At 31.4% G+C, this 17,205-nt stretch carries 14 protein-coding genes; all 14 read right to left on the reverse strand.

Annotated features, from left to right (window positions below; translation table 11 throughout):
• Window positions 1-25: 25 nt before the first annotated feature.
• The 14 genes from acsC to HF520_RS11335 all read right to left on the reverse strand — a co-directional run bounded on the left by acsC (window position 26) and on the right by HF520_RS11335 (window position 17,076).
• Entirely contained in the window at window positions 26-1,402 is a 1,377-nt protein-coding gene (acsC, locus tag HF520_RS11270) for an acetyl-CoA decarbonylase/synthase complex subunit gamma (RefSeq protein ID WP_168574123.1), read from the reverse strand.
• Between the two features lie 29 nt (window positions 1,403-1,431).
• Window positions 1,432-2,376: an acetyl-CoA decarbonylase/synthase complex subunit delta gene (gene acsD / locus HF520_RS11275; protein WP_168574124.1), complete on the reverse strand. Its 945-nt coding sequence runs from the start codon at window positions 2,374-2,376 to the stop codon at window positions 1,432-1,434.
• A 19-nt stretch (window positions 2,377-2,395) separates the two neighbouring features.
• Window positions 2,396-3,166: an ATP-binding protein gene (locus HF520_RS11280; RefSeq protein ID WP_168574125.1), complete on the reverse strand. Its 771-nt coding sequence runs from the start codon at window positions 3,164-3,166 to the stop codon at window positions 2,396-2,398.
• A gap of 71 nt (window positions 3,167-3,237) precedes the next feature.
• Window positions 3,238-4,635 (reverse strand): dihydrolipoyl dehydrogenase, encoded by a 1,398-nt coding sequence (gene lpdA / locus HF520_RS11285; protein ID WP_168574126.1) that lies wholly within the window; start codon window positions 4,633-4,635, stop codon window positions 3,238-3,240.
• A gap of 18 nt (window positions 4,636-4,653) precedes the next feature.
• Window positions 4,654-5,535 carry a methylenetetrahydrofolate reductase gene (locus HF520_RS11290; RefSeq protein ID WP_168574127.1) on the reverse strand — a complete coding sequence of 294 codons (882 nt, stop codon included), beginning with the start codon at window positions 5,533-5,535 and terminating at the stop codon, window positions 4,654-4,656.
• Window positions 5,536-5,569: 34 nt separating this feature from the next.
• A complete protein-coding gene (locus HF520_RS11295) occupies window positions 5,570-6,250 on the reverse strand; it encodes a methylenetetrahydrofolate reductase C-terminal domain-containing protein (RefSeq protein WP_168574128.1) in 681 nt (226 codons plus the stop codon).
• Between the two features lie 26 nt (window positions 6,251-6,276).
• On the reverse strand, window positions 6,277-7,152 hold the full coding sequence (locus HF520_RS11300; protein ID WP_168574129.1) for a bifunctional 5,10-methylenetetrahydrofolate dehydrogenase/5,10-methenyltetrahydrofolate cyclohydrolase: 876 nt from the start codon (window positions 7,150-7,152) through the stop codon (window positions 6,277-6,279).
• Window positions 7,153-7,178: 26 nt separating this feature from the next.
• Window positions 7,179-7,811: a cyclodeaminase/cyclohydrolase family protein gene (locus HF520_RS11305; protein WP_168574130.1), complete on the reverse strand. Its 633-nt coding sequence runs from the start codon at window positions 7,809-7,811 to the stop codon at window positions 7,179-7,181.
• A gap of 89 nt (window positions 7,812-7,900) precedes the next feature.
• On the reverse strand, window positions 7,901-9,577 hold the full coding sequence (locus tag HF520_RS11310) for a formate--tetrahydrofolate ligase (protein WP_168574131.1): 1,677 nt from the start codon (window positions 9,575-9,577) through the stop codon (window positions 7,901-7,903).
• Window positions 9,578-9,617: 40 nt separating this feature from the next.
• Window positions 9,618-10,427, reverse strand: coding sequence for an ATP-binding protein (locus HF520_RS11315; protein WP_168574132.1), 810 nt, complete (start codon window positions 10,425-10,427; stop codon window positions 9,618-9,620).
• Window positions 10,428-10,636: 209 nt separating this feature from the next.
• Complete coding sequence (gene cooS, locus HF520_RS11320; protein ID WP_168574133.1) at window positions 10,637-12,553, reverse strand: anaerobic carbon-monoxide dehydrogenase catalytic subunit; 1,917 nt, start codon at window positions 12,551-12,553, stop codon at window positions 10,637-10,639.
• A 246-nt stretch (window positions 12,554-12,799) separates the two neighbouring features.
• Entirely contained in the window at window positions 12,800-13,711 is a 912-nt protein-coding gene (locus HF520_RS11325) for a bifunctional enoyl-CoA hydratase/phosphate acetyltransferase (RefSeq protein WP_207710999.1), read from the reverse strand.
• Window positions 13,712-14,169: 458 nt separating this feature from the next.
• A complete protein-coding gene (locus tag HF520_RS11330) occupies window positions 14,170-15,312 on the reverse strand; it encodes a tetratricopeptide repeat protein (protein ID WP_168574134.1) in 1,143 nt (380 codons plus the stop codon).
• Between the two features lie 9 nt (window positions 15,313-15,321).
• Entirely contained in the window at window positions 15,322-17,076 is a 1,755-nt protein-coding gene (locus tag HF520_RS11335) for a B12-binding domain-containing radical SAM protein (RefSeq protein WP_168574135.1), read from the reverse strand.
• Window positions 17,077-17,205: the final 129 nt, after the last annotated feature.

Here is a 17,205-nt window from a genome sequence, read left to right on the forward strand (position 1 = left end):
ATTAATTTATTTTTAATTAATTACCTTAAGCTTTTGCTAATTCTTCGGATTTTTTAGCTTGATACTCTTTTAAGAACTTAGGTATTTCCATAGATTCTTCTGTTCCTATTATTATGTTCCAATCTGGTAAGTTTTCTTCTAAGTCACCTTTTATAACAGCAACTTTACCTGGTATTATTAAATCTCTATTGTTAGTTTTTTCAGCTATACCACATTCTTTAATGAATGATGCTATAGAGTTTCCACCAAATTTACCAGCAGCCCATGAAGTAAGAACTGAGTATCCACCTGCATCAGGTATTACCAGCCAGCATGGTACTTTAGATCTTTCTATATCTCCAGATACTATGAAATAAGTTAATGCAAAGTCAACAGTAACTACTACTGGTGAGTTTTCATCTGGGTTATTTATTGGGTATATCTTAGGTTCAACTCTCATTGGTCTTTGTGGGTCAGTATAGATATTTTGTCTTAATGCAAATAATGGTAGTGCTTTAGCATAATCTATATCGTCTAATACTATTATTGATCCGTATTTTACTGTAAATACAGAAGATAACGCTACTTCCATCATTGGATCATTATTAGATAATTGGTTTGCAAATATTATTGATGGGTATCCAAATGTTCTATCTTGTTCTTTTAATGCTATTCTTCTAACTTGAACTGCATTAGTATAAGTATCTTTTATAGTTTCTCCAGTTACATCTAATATTAATTCTTTGTAACCAGCACCTTGTATAGCTTCCACTGTAGAATATAATTCTTCTAGGCTATTAGCTTTAACTCCTAGAGCTAAGTTACCTCCTTTAACAACATTTATCATATCATTAAAGTTATCTTTATTTGCTCCATATACTATTGGATTTGTTCCTTCTAATAACTGTACAGCTTCTTTAGCAACTGCAACATCTTCACAGTCTATTATATAAGCTATTTTTAATTCACTTGCTTTTAATTTATTTATTAATGATACGTAAGCATCTTTGTTTCCATTATATTTAACTAATGCAAACTCAACTTTCATTTCTTCGCCTATTCTTACGTAGTCAACTAACTTCATATTTTCGATTTTAGCATCAACTGCCTCTTCGCTCATGCAATCACAGAATTGAACGGCAAATCTATTTCTGCTTACTAGAGTTTTTTCATGTCTAAATAATACAGTTTCTCCACCTAGTGTATATTCTGCTTCACCAGCACCAACTTTTAATGATTTCATTAAAGGTGCAGTTGCTTCTGACAATTTTGCTATTGCATCATCTGACATATGTGGACACTTATCAACTTCTACTGCTCCTGAAGCAACTTTCATAGAGAATGCCATACAAGTTGGAAAACCACAGTCTTTACAATTTTTCTTTGGTGTTAATTTAAATATATCTAAAGCTTTTAATGCCATTTTTATATCCCCCTAACCTTACAAATAAATTAAGCTAACTCGCTAATTAAATTTTTTATAGTTTTTATTGATTCTGGATGGCGAAGTATTACTGCATTTGCTCCACCAACTAAGGCACTTGCTGCAGTAGAAACTTCCATAGCTATTGTTCTTTGTTCTGGACAACCCCAAGTTGGTTCATCTTCAACAGGAGCTATAGATTCTTTTACATGACCTACTTCAAATCCTACTGGAGTTATTATTGGCATTTGTAAAGATTTATCATTTTGACCAAATGCTGCAAGTCTTATTCTATCCATAGTAGATGCAACATACTCATATCCATAACCAACAGCTGAACATCCTATGTTCATAACTATATTTTCTGATTTAACACCTAATTGAGTTAATAATACGTTCATTTGTTTTGCTAAATTTATATCAACTGAAGATTCAGCTCCTACCTTATGATTATATGCCATACCAGCTGAAGCACCTACTGTTTTGTAGTTGTCTTCTACAGCTGACATAAATAAGCAGTTATAACCGTCTACTGCTTGAGCTAAAACTTCAAATAATTTTCCATCTTTTTCATGATTACCTGTACCAGCTATGACTAACGGTAATCTTATAGCTTCAACCACAGCTTTAGCAACCTCTGCACATTCTTCTGGAGTTTTATCCAATCCATTTGGATCGGCTCCATCAAATTTTAAACATATAAAGTCTGCTTCTGTATTTTCTTCAACATATTTAGCCCATTCAACAGGACAGTTAGCCACATCTTTATACATCTCTTTGTATGAATCAAGCCAGCTTTCTGGATATATATCAGATATTTGTATACCTACTACTTGCTTATTTCCAGTTTCTCCATCAAATCCATAAAACGGCAAAACATTTTCTCCACCTAATCTTATTGCTTTATCTCCTATTCCTATTTCCACTTCAGATATTCTACCAGAATATTTTTGAACAGACATTTTAAATGCCATAATAAATTCCCCCTTAAGCCTATTTTAATTCTAATTTTGCTATTATATCTTTAATAGCTTGTTTAGCTTGTGAATCTTCAGGCAAGTCTACTAATGGTTTACCTGTAGAATCATATTCATATATTAATTCATCTAAAGGTACTACTCCAATAAGATCTAACTTATGTTTTTCTATTTCCTCTTTTACACCTTCATGCAAGATTCCATCTGGAACTTTATTTACTATAAGTTTTACCTCTCCTACACTTAACTCTAGCTCTTTAGCTAAATCTCTTATTCTAGCAACGGCTTGTATGCTACGTCTTGAGCAATCACTTACTAGAAGTAGAGTGTCTACATGTCTAGTAGTTTTCCTGCTTAAGTGTTCCATACCGGCTTCATTGTCTATAACTACATATTTATAATGATTAGAAATTTTTTGAACTTGTTCTCTTAATATACCATTGACAAAACAATAACAACCTTCTCCTTCAGAACGCCCCATTACAAGTAAGTCATAACCTTCACCTTCTTCAATTATAGAATTTAGTCTATATTGTAAGAATTGTGCTTTTGTCATACCTCCAGGAAATGAATTGCCTAATTTCTCTCTTTGATTTACTTCTTCTCTGATTTGCCCAATTGATGATTCTACGTCTATGCCTAATACTTCATTTATATTTGCATTGGCATCTGCATCCACTACCAATACTGGTGACTTTTTATCTTTTATTAAAGAATTAACTAAAAGCCCCGTTAGACTTGTTTTCCCTGTTCCACCTTTTCCTGCAACTGCTATATTGTATCCCATATTAAGACTTCCCCCTTGTCTTTATCAAAACAGATCTTAAAGTTAACTTATTTTCTTTGCTCTGCTTTATTTTAAGCTTTAACTAATTTTGGAGCTGCATGAACACATTCACCATGTACATCATGAAGAGCTTCCATTAATCCTTCTGATAAACTTGGATGTGCATGTATTACATCTCCTACTTGTTCTACTGTTAGGCCTAGGCCAACTGCTAAGGATAATTCAGTTAATAAATCCGTCGCATGAGGTCCTACTATAGAAGCTCCTATAATCTTGTCATCATTATCAGCAAGAACTTTTATAAATCCTTGTATATGACCTATAGCTTGAGCTTTACCTAATGCTCTAAAATCAAATTGACCTACCTTATATTCTTCATTTGCAGCTTGAAGTTGTTTTTCAGTTTTACCAACACCAGCAACTTCAGGTTCAGTATATACACATCTTGGTACTGCTGTATAATTTACTGTTTTTTTGCCTCCTAAAGCATTAATAGCTGCTACTTCCCCTTCTTTGGAAGCAACATGTGCAAGCATTGCAGTATCAATTATATCCCCTATTGCATATATACCTTCTACACTAGTTTCTAGGTATTCATTAACTTTTACTTTCCCTCTTCCAACTAACTCTATTCCTATTTCTTCTATTCCTGAGTTTGCAAGATTTGGCTTTCTACCAACTGCAACTAAACAAGTATCAGCAGTAACTGACTTCCCATTTGACAGTGTTGCTACTACTTTGTTATCTACTACCTCGCAAGTTTGTACCCCTACACCTGCTAACACTTTAATTTTATCTTTTTTAAACTGCCTCTGCAACTGTTTAGCTACATCTTTATCTTCACTTCCTAAAATATGTTCACCCATTTCAACTATAGTAACTTTAGTACCTAAATTTTGGAAGAATTGGCCTATTTCAGATCCTATAACCCCTCCTCCAACTATTAACATAGACTCTGGAAGTTCTTCTAATCCTAGTACTTCATCACTAGTTATCACATATTTCCCATCATACGGAAACATAGATGGTACTACTGGAACTGAACCATTTGCTAATATTATCTTATCCGCTTTTATAGTTTCTTTTGACCCATCTTCCATAGCTACTTCTATAGTATTTTTATCTATTAACTTTCCAAATCCATTAACTAACTGAATTCCTCTTTTATCAAATAAGAATTCTATACCTGATATAAGTTGATCTACAATTTTATTTTTTCTTTCCATTATAGATTTAAAGTTTGGCTTAACTTCACCATCTATTTCTATTCCAAAGCTTTTAGCTTCTTTTATATTCATTAACATTGAAGAAGATGCAAGTAATGCTTTAGTTGGTATACAACCAACATTTAAGCATGTTCCTCCAACTATCTTCTTTTCTATAACTACAACTTCATCAGCACCATGCATAGCTGCTTTTATAGCTGCTACGTATCCTCCTGGCCCTCCTCCAATTACTGCTATTTTCATACGTTCTCCTCCTTAATCTTATAGACCTGCAGCATCTAGTATTAAAGGAACATTTTCTTCTGCTCCGATAGCCATTATGTGAACACCATCACATAAATTTTCCTCTTTTATTTGTCTTATGAATTCACCAGCCATCTTAATACCTTCTTGAACATAGTTACCTTTTCCAGCTGCTTTTAATCTTTCTATTTGATCATCTGGGACGAATATACCAGGAACATTAGCAGTCATAAATTTAGCCATACCTGGAGATTTTAATGGAACTATACCAGCTAGAATTTTGCAATCCATATCTTTAGTAAGCTCTCTAAATTTTCTTAAATGATCTATATCATAGACTGCTTGAGTTTGGAAGAATCTAGCTCCAGCATTTATTTTCTTTTGCATTTTTAATAACTGCACTTCTATTGGAGCATACTCAGGAGTAACAGAAGCTCCTAGATAGAAGTTCGTTTTACCTTTCAATTCTAAACCGACACTATCTACTCCACTATTTAATGTAGTCGCTGTACTTAATATACTTACAGAATCTAAGTCGAATACACCTTTAGCTTGTGGATGGTCTCCAACACAAGTATGGTCACCAGTTAATGCTAATAAATTTTCTATTCCAAATATTCCTGCAGAAAGCATTTCACCTTCTATAGCAATTCTATTTCTATCTCTACCAGTCATTTGTATTACTGGCTCAAGTCCTATATCTTTTAACATTTTACATGTAGCAAGAGAAGTAGCTCTCATAACAGCTGATTGGAAGTCTGTTACGTTAGTAGCATGAACTCTACCAACACATTTCTTTGCACATTCTAAAAGGTGAGAAAGATCTGTACCTTTTGGAGGTGCCATTTCAGCAGTAATTGCAAATTCGCCTTTTTCTAAAACTTCTTGTAACAAGCTCATTTATAAAATCCCCCTTTTTAACCTTTAAAAGTTATTAAGCTTCAGCATTAACAGCTTTTTGTGCTTTTTTCTTTAGATCTAAGCTTCTTGGATTATTTTGTTTTGAATAATCTTTTGGTGGCCTAACCACTGTTAAGTTATCTAATTGATCTAACTCCTTAAGTCTTTCATATATCTTAATCCATGCACAATCATTCTCATGACTTATTTCGCATTTTCCATCTTTAGCTCCACCACATGCTCCATTTATTAAGCCTTTAGCACACATAGTTATTGGACATATACCACCAGTCCATCCTAATTCACATTCTCCACAAGCCTTACAAGCTTCTTTATATTGTCCTACTCTTTCAACTTCTCCTATGAATAATGTATTATTTGCTGGATAGACAGGCATACTCTTAGTATTTTTAACTATAGTTTGTGTTCCGTCTCCACAAGCTAAAGATAATATAGCATCAGCCTCTTTTAATTCTTCTCTTACAGATTTTAAATCTTTTTTACATTGTAAAAGGTTACAACAAGGATCTATAACTTTATACCCTAATACAGTTTTTCCATGAGCTTCTAACTCTTCTTTCATAGCTTGTAATTCTGGCTCACCTCCAGTTTTACAAGTAGCAGCACATTGATTACATCCTACTAATACTATTTTTTCTGAACCTTCTAGAAATCCTAATACTTCTTCTATTGGTTTTTTATCAGAAATTACCATTCTCTTATTCCCCCCTAAAAGTATATCTATTTATTATTTTGGGCCTTACAAGCTTTTATTACATGTTTTGCTAGTACAGATGTAGTTACAGAACCTACTCCCGCAGGAACTGGAGTTATCATAGATGCTTTTTCTACTACCGAATCAGTATCAACATCTCCACATATTCCTCCACCTTCCGGTTTAGCATTTATACCAACATCAATTACTACTGCACCTTCTTTTATATATTCAGGAGTTATCATTCTAGCTCTACCTACAGCAGCAACTAATATATCTGCTTTTGAAGTTACTTCTGCTAAGTTTTTAGTTCTAGAATGACATATATTAACTGTAGCATTTTCTGCTAATAAAAGCATTGATACTGGCTTTCCGACAACCATAGATCTTCCAAGTACAGCCACATTAGCTCCATTTAAGTTGACATTATAATGTTTTAATATTTCAACAACTGCAGTAGGAGTACATGGTGGGAATCCTGTTTTATCACCTTCCATTATCTTCGCAGTATTTAATGGGTTAAAACAGTCAACATCTTTTTCTGGCGCTATAATATGTTTTATAACGTCTTCATCTATACCTTTTGGTAATGGTCTAAATGTTAATATTCCATTAACCTTTGGATCATTGTTTAATTTTTGTAAGACCTCTATGTACTTATCTTGAGTTACTCCTTCTTCTAATTCTACTACATCAGTTTCAATACCTATAGATTCACATTTTTTAAGAGCGCCTCTTTCATAAGCTAAGTCATTAGCTTTAGCTCCAACTCTCAATATAGCTAATTTTGGTATTATCCCTTCTTTACTTAACTCATTAACTTCTTTTATTAAGCTTTCACTCATTGCATCTGCTACTGGTTTCCCCTTAATTATTTCTCCTTTAGCTACTGATACTTCCATTTATAAGACCCCCTTAATATTATTTATTATTTTCCTAAAGAAACTTCTACTTTCTTAAAGACTTCATCACATACTTGAACTCCACCCTCTACAAGCTCTTTCATCTCAGCATTAACTCTATCTACATATTCTTGATCTTTTATAGAATTAACATTTATAACAACATTTAATTCAGCTCCAAGAATAGCTGCTCTTAAACATTGAACACCTACTCCTATATCACTTATGGCAAGCCTAGATCCTTTATCTACAAGTTCTTGGTGTAATTTTATAGCCTTATAACAGACCCTTACTATGTTGATAGGTACTTCACAAGCAACCTTTAAAGCTTTTTGCATTGTTTCTTCTTTTATATGTTTTTCTTCTTCAGTTGAAGTAGGAAGTCCATAAGCTTGAGAAAGTGGATAGAATCCCTCTGCATCTTTGTCTATCATTTCTAGTAATTCTCTTTCTAATTTGCCTGCTTTTGCTAATATTTCCTTCACACTTTCTTCATACTCTGCATACTTCTTTTTGCCTATAGTTAAATTACATACCATACTTCCTAAAGCCATTCCTATAGCACCAACTAAAGCAGCAGCTCCTCCTCCTCCAGGAACAGGTGATTTAGAAGCAAGCACATCTACAAACTCTACACAAGTTTTTTCCGAAATATTCATCGAATTTCCCCCTAATTCTACAAAAACATCTATTTTAACTGAGGTAGTACGTACAAGCCATACTACCCCAACTTATTTTCTTATAAATACTAGAATAATCCAGATATTATTCCATTTTCATCGACATCTATTCTTTCTGCAGCTGGAACTTTTGGAAGCCCTGGCATCTTCATTATTTCTCCAGTTAAAGCAACTATAAATCCAGCCCCAGCTGAAACTGTTAATTGTCTAACTGTTATTCTAAATCCTGTTGGTCTACCTAATTTATTTTGATCATCAGTTAAAGAATATTGAGTTTTAGCCATACATATAGGCATTTTTCCAAATCCTAAGCTTTCTAATCTAGCTAATTCTTTTTTAGCTTGTGGTGTAAAATCTACACCATCAGCTCCATATATCTTAGTAGCTATTGCGTTTATTTTTTCTTCTATACTTAAATCATCTTCATAACAGAATTGGAAATCATTTGGTTCACTAGTTAATCTAATAACTTCTTTAGCTAGTTCTATTCCACCTTCTCCACCTTTTGCCCAAACTTGAGATAAAGCAACGTTAACACCTAACTCTTTACATTTTTCTCTTACTAAGTTAACTTCTGCTTCTGTATCTGTTGGGAATTCATTTATAGCAACTACTGCTGGTAGTTTATATACTTGAGTTATATTTTCAACATGTTTTAGTAAGTTTGGAAGTCCTGCTTCAAGAGCTTCTAAGTTTTCTTTATTTAACTCTTCTTTTGGAACTCCACCATTATATTTTAATGCTCTAACTGTAGCAACTATTATAACTGCATCTGGCTTTAAGTCTGCCATTCTACATTTTATATCTAAGAATTTTTCAGCACCTAGATCAGCACCAAAACCTCCCTCAGTTACTACATAATCTGCAAAATGCATAGCCATTCTAGTAGCTATAACAGAGTTACATCCATGAGCTATATTAGCAAATGGACCACCATGAACAAATGCAGGCGTTCCTTCTAGTGTTTGAACTAAATTTGGTTTTAAAGCGTCTTTTAATAAAGCTGCCATAGCACCATTAGCCTTTAATTGCTCTGCAGTTATAGGTTCTCCTTGATAGTTATATCCAACTATTATTCTTCCAAGCCTTGCTTTTAAATCAACTATATCACTTGCTAAACAGAAAGCAGCCATTACTTCAGAAGCAACAGTTATATCAAATCCATCTTGTCTAGATACTCCGTCAGCTCTAGAGCCTAAACCATCAACAATATTTCTAAGTTGTCTGTCATTCATGTCAACACATCTTCTCCAAGTTATACTTCTTGAATCTATTCCTAATTCATTTCCTTGATGTATATGGTTATCTAACATTGCAGCCAATAAATTATTTGCAGCACCTATAGCATGGAAATCTCCCGTAAAATGTAAGTTTATATCTTCCATAGGAACAACTTGTGCATATCCTCCACCTGCTGCTCCTCCTTTAACACCAAATACAGGTCCTAGAGATGGTTCTCTTAAAGCTACTAATACATTTTCACCTAATTTAGCTAATCCATCTGCAACACCTATTGTTGTTGTAGTTTTTCCTTCACCTGCTGGAGTTGGGTTTATAGCTGTAGTTAATATTAGCTTAGCTTTTTTACCTCCATTATCTTTTTTTAGTAAATTGTAGTCAATTTTAGCTTTATACTTACCATATAGTTCAATATCATTCTCTGTAAGTCCTAATTTCTTTGCTATCTCTCTAATGTCTTGAGGTTGTGCTTCTTGTGCAATTTCAATATCAGATTTGAATCCCATAACTGAATCCTCCCAAAAATTATAGTTTTATATTTACACACTATGTGAGTGTTTCTAGGCTTAATTGCTTCTTATTTTCTTTTATTTTAATTAATCTATCTCTTATAATCTTAATTTCATCCTTGGTTTTCATGCTAACATCGTATGGAGATTGATTAGATCTATCTGAATTTATAACATCTTGATTATAGTATATAAATCCTAATGATTCTCCATCTTCTAAATTACTCTTTATAAAATCTTCATCTTCTTTATTTCTAATTTTATTACCTACAACATAAACTTGCTTAACACCAATATCATTTCCTAATTTCTTTACTTTCCTATAAGTTTGTAAGCTTCTTTCTCCAGGTTCTACTACAACTATGAAAGCATCTACACCTTGGGCTGTTCCTCTTCCTAAATGTTCTATTCCAGCCTCCATATCCATAACAACCACATCTTTATTTTGTAATATTAGGTGACTACAAAGCCTTTTTAGTAATACATGCTCAGGACAAACACATCCAGATCCTCCTGAATCAACAGTCCCTAATGTAAGTAATTTCACACCATTATACTCTTGACAATATTTTTCTGGAATATCGTCTACTTTAGGATTTAATTTGAACATTTTATTGAATGTTCCTGTTTCTGCTGCAGTTCTATCAGAAACTAATTTTTTCATTTCTGATATTGGCACTATATTATCGTAAACCTCTCTAGGAAATCCTAGTGCTAAAGCTAAATTTGCATCTGGATCAGCATCTACAGCAACAACTCTATATCCGTCTTCAGCAAACATTCTAGAAAGCATTGAAGAAAAAGTTGTTTTACCTACCCCACCTTTACCTGTTACTGCTATTTTCATATTCTACCACCCTTTGTCTAATTCTTTTAAACCTTACTATTATTTATAAAATTTGCTAGGTAAGATATAATTTTTATATCTTACCTAATATCTATTAAAATAGTTTGCATAAAAATAATATATAATCAAGCTTATTCATAAACTTATTAGCATAACTACCTTTTCAAAGTAGCACGCTTATATTTGATTTAAACTTATTTACTTGTACTTTAAGCTTCTGCTCCTTGAAGAATTTGTTCCTCAATTTTAGCCTCAAAGTGAACACGTTTATTTTCTATACCTTCAATTATTTTTTTAGCTAATTTAACTGGATCTTCTTCAACTATAAATTTAGCTCCAACCATTTTTTCCATTTCTTTAGTTAATATTTCAACTGCTCTAGATGATCCACCAACTGGAGGCATTATACCTAAGTAAACATCTATACCAGTTGCTACAACATAAGTTCCTATTGCTACCGCCTTTTCTGACATCCATTCAGGAGCCACCCCTGCTACTGGAAGGTCTGCTGTATCAAGTCCTAAGTATTTAGCAGTTTCACCAACAACTTCTAATATACGGCTACAGTCAACACAAGAGCCTAAATGAAGAACTGGAGGTATATCAGCTAGTTCACAGACTGTGGCTAACCCTTTTCCAGCTAATTTTTTCGCATCTTTATTTAATAACCCAAATTTACCAGCCGCAGATGCACCGCATCCTGTAGTAACAACTATTATGTCATTTTTAATTAATTCTTTCATAACTGTTGTATGAGCTAAGTTAGAAACACCCTTAGCATTGTTGCATCCAACGACAGCTACTGCTCCTCTTAAAACTCCAGATTTTAAACAGTCTGCTAATGGTTTAATTGTTCCTGCTGGGTCTATTTGAGAATTTACAACTCTATCTAATTGCCCTATTATAGCTTCTGTACTGAATCCTACTACAGAGCTTGATTTATGTTCTGGGATTAAAACTTTTGATTTATCTCTATTTGGGAAGTTCAATACAGCAGATTTAACTATCTCTTTTGCTATATTAAACGCATCTTCTTCTTTGAATTCCATATATATAGATCCTGTTATCTTTGCTTTTGGAGATGTAGTTATGAATTTTGTATGATAACAGTCTGCAACTTTTGCTAATGCAGGGAATATACATTGTACATCAACTATCATAGCTTCTACAGCACCTGTAACTAAAGCTAACTCTTGTTGATGAAAATCCCCGGCAGTTTTAACACCATGTCTCATAGTAACCTCATTACCAGTACAACACATACCTGCTAGGTTTATACCATCAGCTCCAACTGATTTAGCTAATTCTACTAATTCTGGATCTTCAGATGCTAAAACTATCATTTCTGATAATGAAGGTTCATGACCATGTAATATTATATTTACTTTATTTTCTTCTAAAACACCTAAATTTGCCTCTGATTCTCTAACAGTTGGTGTTCCAAATAGTATATCACTAAATTGTGTACCTATCATCGATCCAACCCAACCATCTGCTAATGCAGTTCTCATTGACATATTTATTAAACTATCTATATCAGCTGTACATCCTATATGAGTCGAATGCATTATTGTAGCTATTTCTCTATCTATAGCCCTTGGTTCTATCCCAAGATTTTTCCATATTTCTTGTCTTTGTTTAGGAGCTCTTTTTAAAAATCTCGCTACACCATGTGGCTTACCGAATTCCATTAAAGCAATATCAGCTACGTCATGAGCTATGTCGTATATATCTCTACCTTCAGTTTCAACATCCCACTCCTTAGCTAAAGCTACTAATTTACCCTCATCTTTTATAGTGTAGTTACCATCTCTTGAACTTAAAGCCATTGTATGAGCTATATCTCTTGCATGATCAGAGTGAGCTGCTGTTCCACCAGCAACCATTCTTGCAAAGTTTCTACCAACTATAACATGCTCATCCGCTCCACATATCCCCCTCGGAGTTTTCGGACTAATTCTACAAGGTCCCATACCACAGTTTCTACAGCAAGTACCTTGTAAACCAAATCCACATTGATTTTTAAAGCCTATTTTTCTGTCATACATTGTTTCTACGCCATCTTTTTCAGCCTTGTCTAATAATATTTGACTGTTTAAGTCAATAGTCATTGCTTTTTTATCCATATCTCTATCCCCTTTTTGATTTTAATTTTTAAAATCCCCCTAGGTGATATATTAAGTGGTCTAAATAAAAAAACCTTACTTTAATTATATACTAATTTTCATTTGGTTTGGCGAAAATAAATAAATTTTTAACAAATTCTTTATTTTAGAAAATATTTACTACTTTTAAACTTTATTATATCTTTTTAATTAGATTTATCTATTTTAAATTTGTAAAATATATTGATTAAATGATTTGATTATTGATTAATTAGTACTTTTAGATATCAAAGCTCCATAAATTATTGAATATAGCTTTGATTGTGATGAGTCAGCACGTGATGTTAAAACTATAGGAGTCTTTGCCCCCATTACAATACCTGCTGATTTAGATTTTGACATATATGTAAGTGACTTACCAAGCGCATTACCTACTTCTATAAATGGTACTACTATAATATCTGCATCTCCTGCTACATTTCCATTAAAGCCCTTTATTTCACTTGAATGCTTAGACACGGCTAAATCAAAAGCCATAGGACCTTCTACTATTACATCCTCTCCAAATTTTCCATTTTGAGAAGCCTCTTGTAATTTTCTAGCGTCTATTGTAGCTGGCATCTTAGAATTTACCTTTTCTACAGCTGCTAAACATGCTATCTTAATTTCATCTATACCTAGTACCCTTGCTGCTTGTATAGAATTTTTTATAATATCTTCTTTTTGTTCATAGGTTGGCTTTATATTCATACCTGCATCTGTAATAAGGAGTAGTTTATGATAATTTTCTATTTCATAAATCATAACATGGCTAAGTAGTCTATCTTGTTTCAATCCAAACTCTTTATTTAAAACCGCTTTTAGGAACACAGAAGTATCCAGCAATCCTTTCATAATAAAATCTGCTTTATTCTCATTAACTAACCTTACTGCTATTTCTGCACATTTTGAAATATCATTTTCTTGTATTATCTCTATTCCCTCTAAATTAAAATTTATAGTTTTCGATATTGACCTTATACTTTCAACATTACCAATCAATATAGGATGTATTATATTCATATCTACAGCTTCCTTTATAGAAATTAGTACTTCTTCATTATGAGCTGCAGCTACAGATAGAACTACCTTTGGGCCTATTTGTAAATGATTAATCATTTCATCCAATTTCTTAATCAAATTATCACCTCCCTATATAATCTTAGCATGAAAAATGTATTTTGTATTATATTATTTTCATTTTCTATTTCTCAATTTGATAGCTTTATAAGTTATTCTTTCTACATATGAATTACATAATCCATATCTTGTAGCAGACCCAATATTAATAGAAATGTTTCTTATCGATTCATAACCTTTGTTAACAGCTTCAATGATATATTCTTTTGTTATATTATTTTTATTATGATCATTTTTATATTTTAAAGTTTATCTCTAATTTTTTTTTATAATAAATGCTCTTTCAAATAATCTATTTTTACTTCGATGACTATATACTTATATAAATTTATTTTTATTGTTTATTCAATTTATTTAATTTTATTTGATAAATAATTATCAATTTATTTTCTTAAATCAATAAAGAGAATACTAAAATACACTTGTATTTAAGTATTCTCTTTATCTAAAGTTCAAATTTATCTATAATTATCTAATTCTCTTAAGCATGCTATTGTTATTTCATCTTCTGGATCTAATTCATATGCTCTTTCTATATAATAAATAGCATCATCTAGTTCACCATTATTTAAATAAGCCATACCTAAGTTACATAGTATTTCTGGATCTTCTTTTATTTTTGCAGCTGTACTAAAATGTTCTATAGCCTTTTCTAAGTTAAAAACTGCAGCTTCACAAAGACCTAATTCAACCATAGTATCAACTTGATGAGGCTTTAAAATCAATATTCTTTCAAAATAAGACTTAGCTTCTTCTATCTCGTTCATATTTTTATATGCAAGTCCTATCATAAATAATAAATTCCACCAATCAGAATGCTCTGACTCTAAAGGTAATAATTTTTCTAAAGCTTCTTCACTTCTACCTTGGAATACTAGTGTATATCCTTCTTCATATTGAACTTTAAAATCCATTTTACCTATATTATCTTGAACTTCTGATACTAAATCATCTTCTAGCCCTAATTTTAATGATTCCTCCCATATAACTTTAGCTTTTATATATTGACCTTGGTTATAATAATGATATCCTAAATGATAATATGCATGTGAAAAACTCTCATCTAAAGATATTACTTTTTCTAGCTTATCTAAAGCCTCAAGTAAGAAATTGTTCATTCCTTCATTATCAGAGTCCTTTTGATACTGCTGAGCTAATTCCTGACAAACTATTGCATAATGATACATTCCATCTATATCATCTGGAAACATTGTTATAAGTGATTTTAAATATATTAAAGAATCTGTCGACTCTCCTATTTCAAAATATTTTCTAGACATATATCCCATATAAGCTCTTAAATCTAAATTAATATTTGATTCCAATGCCTTAAGAAATTTTTTATATTCATCGTTATATTTAAAGTTACTATCAATACCCATGATATATATCATAGCATCAGCTATAGACATTGAGTTTATTCCATCTTGAGCGGTATTCTCTTTTATCCCTTTAACAAGTACTTCATTTTTTATAGGAACATCAAGACCATTACTTGGCAATGTATAACCTTTTAATTTAAAGTCTCCATCATTTTTTATTGTTATGAAAGCTAATTCATCTGCTTTTTTTAATAAATATTTTTCTATTCTAAACTTCATCTTAACCTCCTATATTGTTACACTATATGATTTTGACTTTTCAAAAATCTTTTTATCATCATATACAAATAAAACTACATTTTCATATCTATCAAGTTTCTTATGTATATCATCTTTTAGTTCTACAACATTATAATTAAATGGTTCAAAATGAACATGTTTAATCATAAATTTAGCTGGAACATTCTCAAATTTCGGTAAATAATTTCTTACATTTTCTTCCTCTTGTAAGAATATATGACATCTATTTTTAAAGTCTTCCATTTCTCTCTTATTAAAGAATTGCGGTAAATTTGATGTCTTCCCTAGTGATATATAATCATATTTAAGTATATCATTAAATAGTTCATTATTTATATTTATTTTTTCATTATAAAAATCTAATAAAATTTTATATAATTGATTCTTGCCTTGGGCCATATCAAAATATCCCTTAATATCAAAATATGTAGCAAAATCTTCAAAAAACTTAAATGGACTTTCACTATAGAAATTCTTTATTATATACTTCATAGATAAAACAAAGTTTTTTGAATTATAATACTTTTCTAGAATTTCTTCTATATCTTTTAACTTTAATATTTGATCATAACTTATATAATCGTTATATAAAATCTCATATGGAGCATAATCTTTATATCTATATCCATGTTCTTTAGCAGTATTTCTTACACCTGTACCCTTTATCATCTTTAAGAATCCTAGTTGTAAATGTTCTATCCCTAAGTTAAATACATCATTAAATGAGTTTTCAAAACTAGCATAATCTTCATATGGTAGTCCTGCAATTAGGTCTAAATGTTGATGTATGTTTCTATAAGATGCAACTCTTTGTACAACATATGATAGCCTTTTGAAGTCATCTCTTCTTCCTACTGCATCTAAAGTTTTTTGATTAGTTGATTGGACACCTATCTCAAATTGGAATAAACCTTCCTTACAGTCCTTTAAAAAGTCTAACGTATCTTCATCTAGAAGATGTGCTGTAACTTCAAAATGATATGTAGTATAGTCATTATCATGTTCCATAAGAAACTTCATTATTTCTTGAGCAAACTCTTTATTTGCGTTAAATGTTCTATCTATAAATTTAATTTGAGAAACTCTTGCATCAATTAATTTCTTTAGATCTTTTTTTACTCTATCTATGCTAAAATATCTTAACCCTTTTAATGTTGAAGATAAACAGTATTGACAATTAAAAGGACAACCTCTTGATGTTTCATAATAAACGATTCTATTTTCATATTCTTTTGGATCTAAATTCTCATAAGGGCTCGGAATTTCATCTAAATTTTGTAATAATGCTTTAGGTCTATTAGTTATTATCTCGTCATTATTTCTATATACTATACCTTCTACATCCTCTATTTTTCTTTGACCTAAAAAGTATTCAACTAAGTCTTTAAATACTAATTCTCCTTCTCCACATAGTATATAATCTATAAAAGGATACTTCTTCATAGCATCAGCACTATCATAACTTACTTCCGGTCCTCCTAGTGCTATTTTTACGTTAGGTTTTACCTTCTTTAAGTTCTCACAAATCTTAGCTGTATCATATACATTCCATATATAAGTAGAGAAAAGTACTATATCGTAATCGTTTCTATATATATCTTTTAGTATGTAGTCTAAATCATTATTTATAGTATACTCTCTTATATCTACTGGAGTTAATTCTTTTACAAATTCTTTAAGATATCTAATAGCTAAGTTTGTATGTATAAACTTAGAATTTAATGTGGTTAATAATATCTTCAAATATTTCACCTCTTTATTAATATTGTCTATATTTTATTATGTATTTAAGTTAAAATAATTTATATAAACTATCAAAATTCTACTTTTAAAAAGGATTTTTATTATATTTTGTAGAATGTTAGTTTGTTA

This window comes from Romboutsia sp. CE17 (genome assembly GCF_012317385.1).
In the GTDB taxonomy this organism is placed as follows: domain Bacteria; phylum Bacillota; class Clostridia; order Peptostreptococcales; family Peptostreptococcaceae; genus Romboutsia_E.

Excerpts from the sequence above, each read along its gene's own strand:
- acsC (WP_168574123.1), bottom strand. The coding sequence starts at position 1,402 with ATGGCATTAAAAGCTTTAGATATATTTAAATTAACACCAAAGAAAAAT.
- acsD (WP_168574124.1), bottom strand. The coding sequence starts at position 2,376 with ATGGCATTTAAAATGTCTGTTCAAAAATATTCTGGTAGAATATCTGAA.
- HF520_RS11280 (WP_168574125.1), bottom strand. The coding sequence starts at position 3,166 with ATGGGATACAATATAGCAGTTGCAGGAAAAGGTGGAACAGGGAAAACA.
- lpdA (WP_168574126.1), bottom strand. The coding sequence starts at position 4,635 with ATGAAAATAGCAGTAATTGGAGGAGGGCCAGGAGGATACGTAGCAGCT.
- HF520_RS11290 (WP_168574127.1), bottom strand. The coding sequence starts at position 5,535 with ATGAGCTTGTTACAAGAAGTTTTAGAAAAAGGCGAATTTGCAATTACT.
- HF520_RS11295 (WP_168574128.1), bottom strand. The coding sequence starts at position 6,250 with ATGGTAATTTCTGATAAAAAACCAATAGAAGAAGTATTAGGATTTCTA.
- HF520_RS11300 (WP_168574129.1), bottom strand. The coding sequence starts at position 7,152 with ATGGAAGTATCAGTAGCTAAAGGAGAAATAATTAAGGGGAAACCAGTA.
- HF520_RS11305 (WP_168574130.1), bottom strand. The coding sequence starts at position 7,811 with ATGAATATTTCGGAAAAAACTTGTGTAGAGTTTGTAGATGTGCTTGCT.
- HF520_RS11310 (WP_168574131.1), bottom strand. The coding sequence starts at position 9,577 with ATGGGATTCAAATCTGATATTGAAATTGCACAAGAAGCACAACCTCAA.
- HF520_RS11315 (WP_168574132.1), bottom strand. The coding sequence starts at position 10,427 with ATGAAAATAGCAGTAACAGGTAAAGGTGGGGTAGGTAAAACAACTTTT.
- cooS (WP_168574133.1), bottom strand. The coding sequence starts at position 12,553 with ATGGATAAAAAAGCAATGACTATTGACTTAAACAGTCAAATATTATTA.
- HF520_RS11330 (WP_168574134.1), bottom strand. The coding sequence starts at position 15,312 with ATGAAGTTTAGAATAGAAAAATATTTATTAAAAAAAGCAGATGAATTA.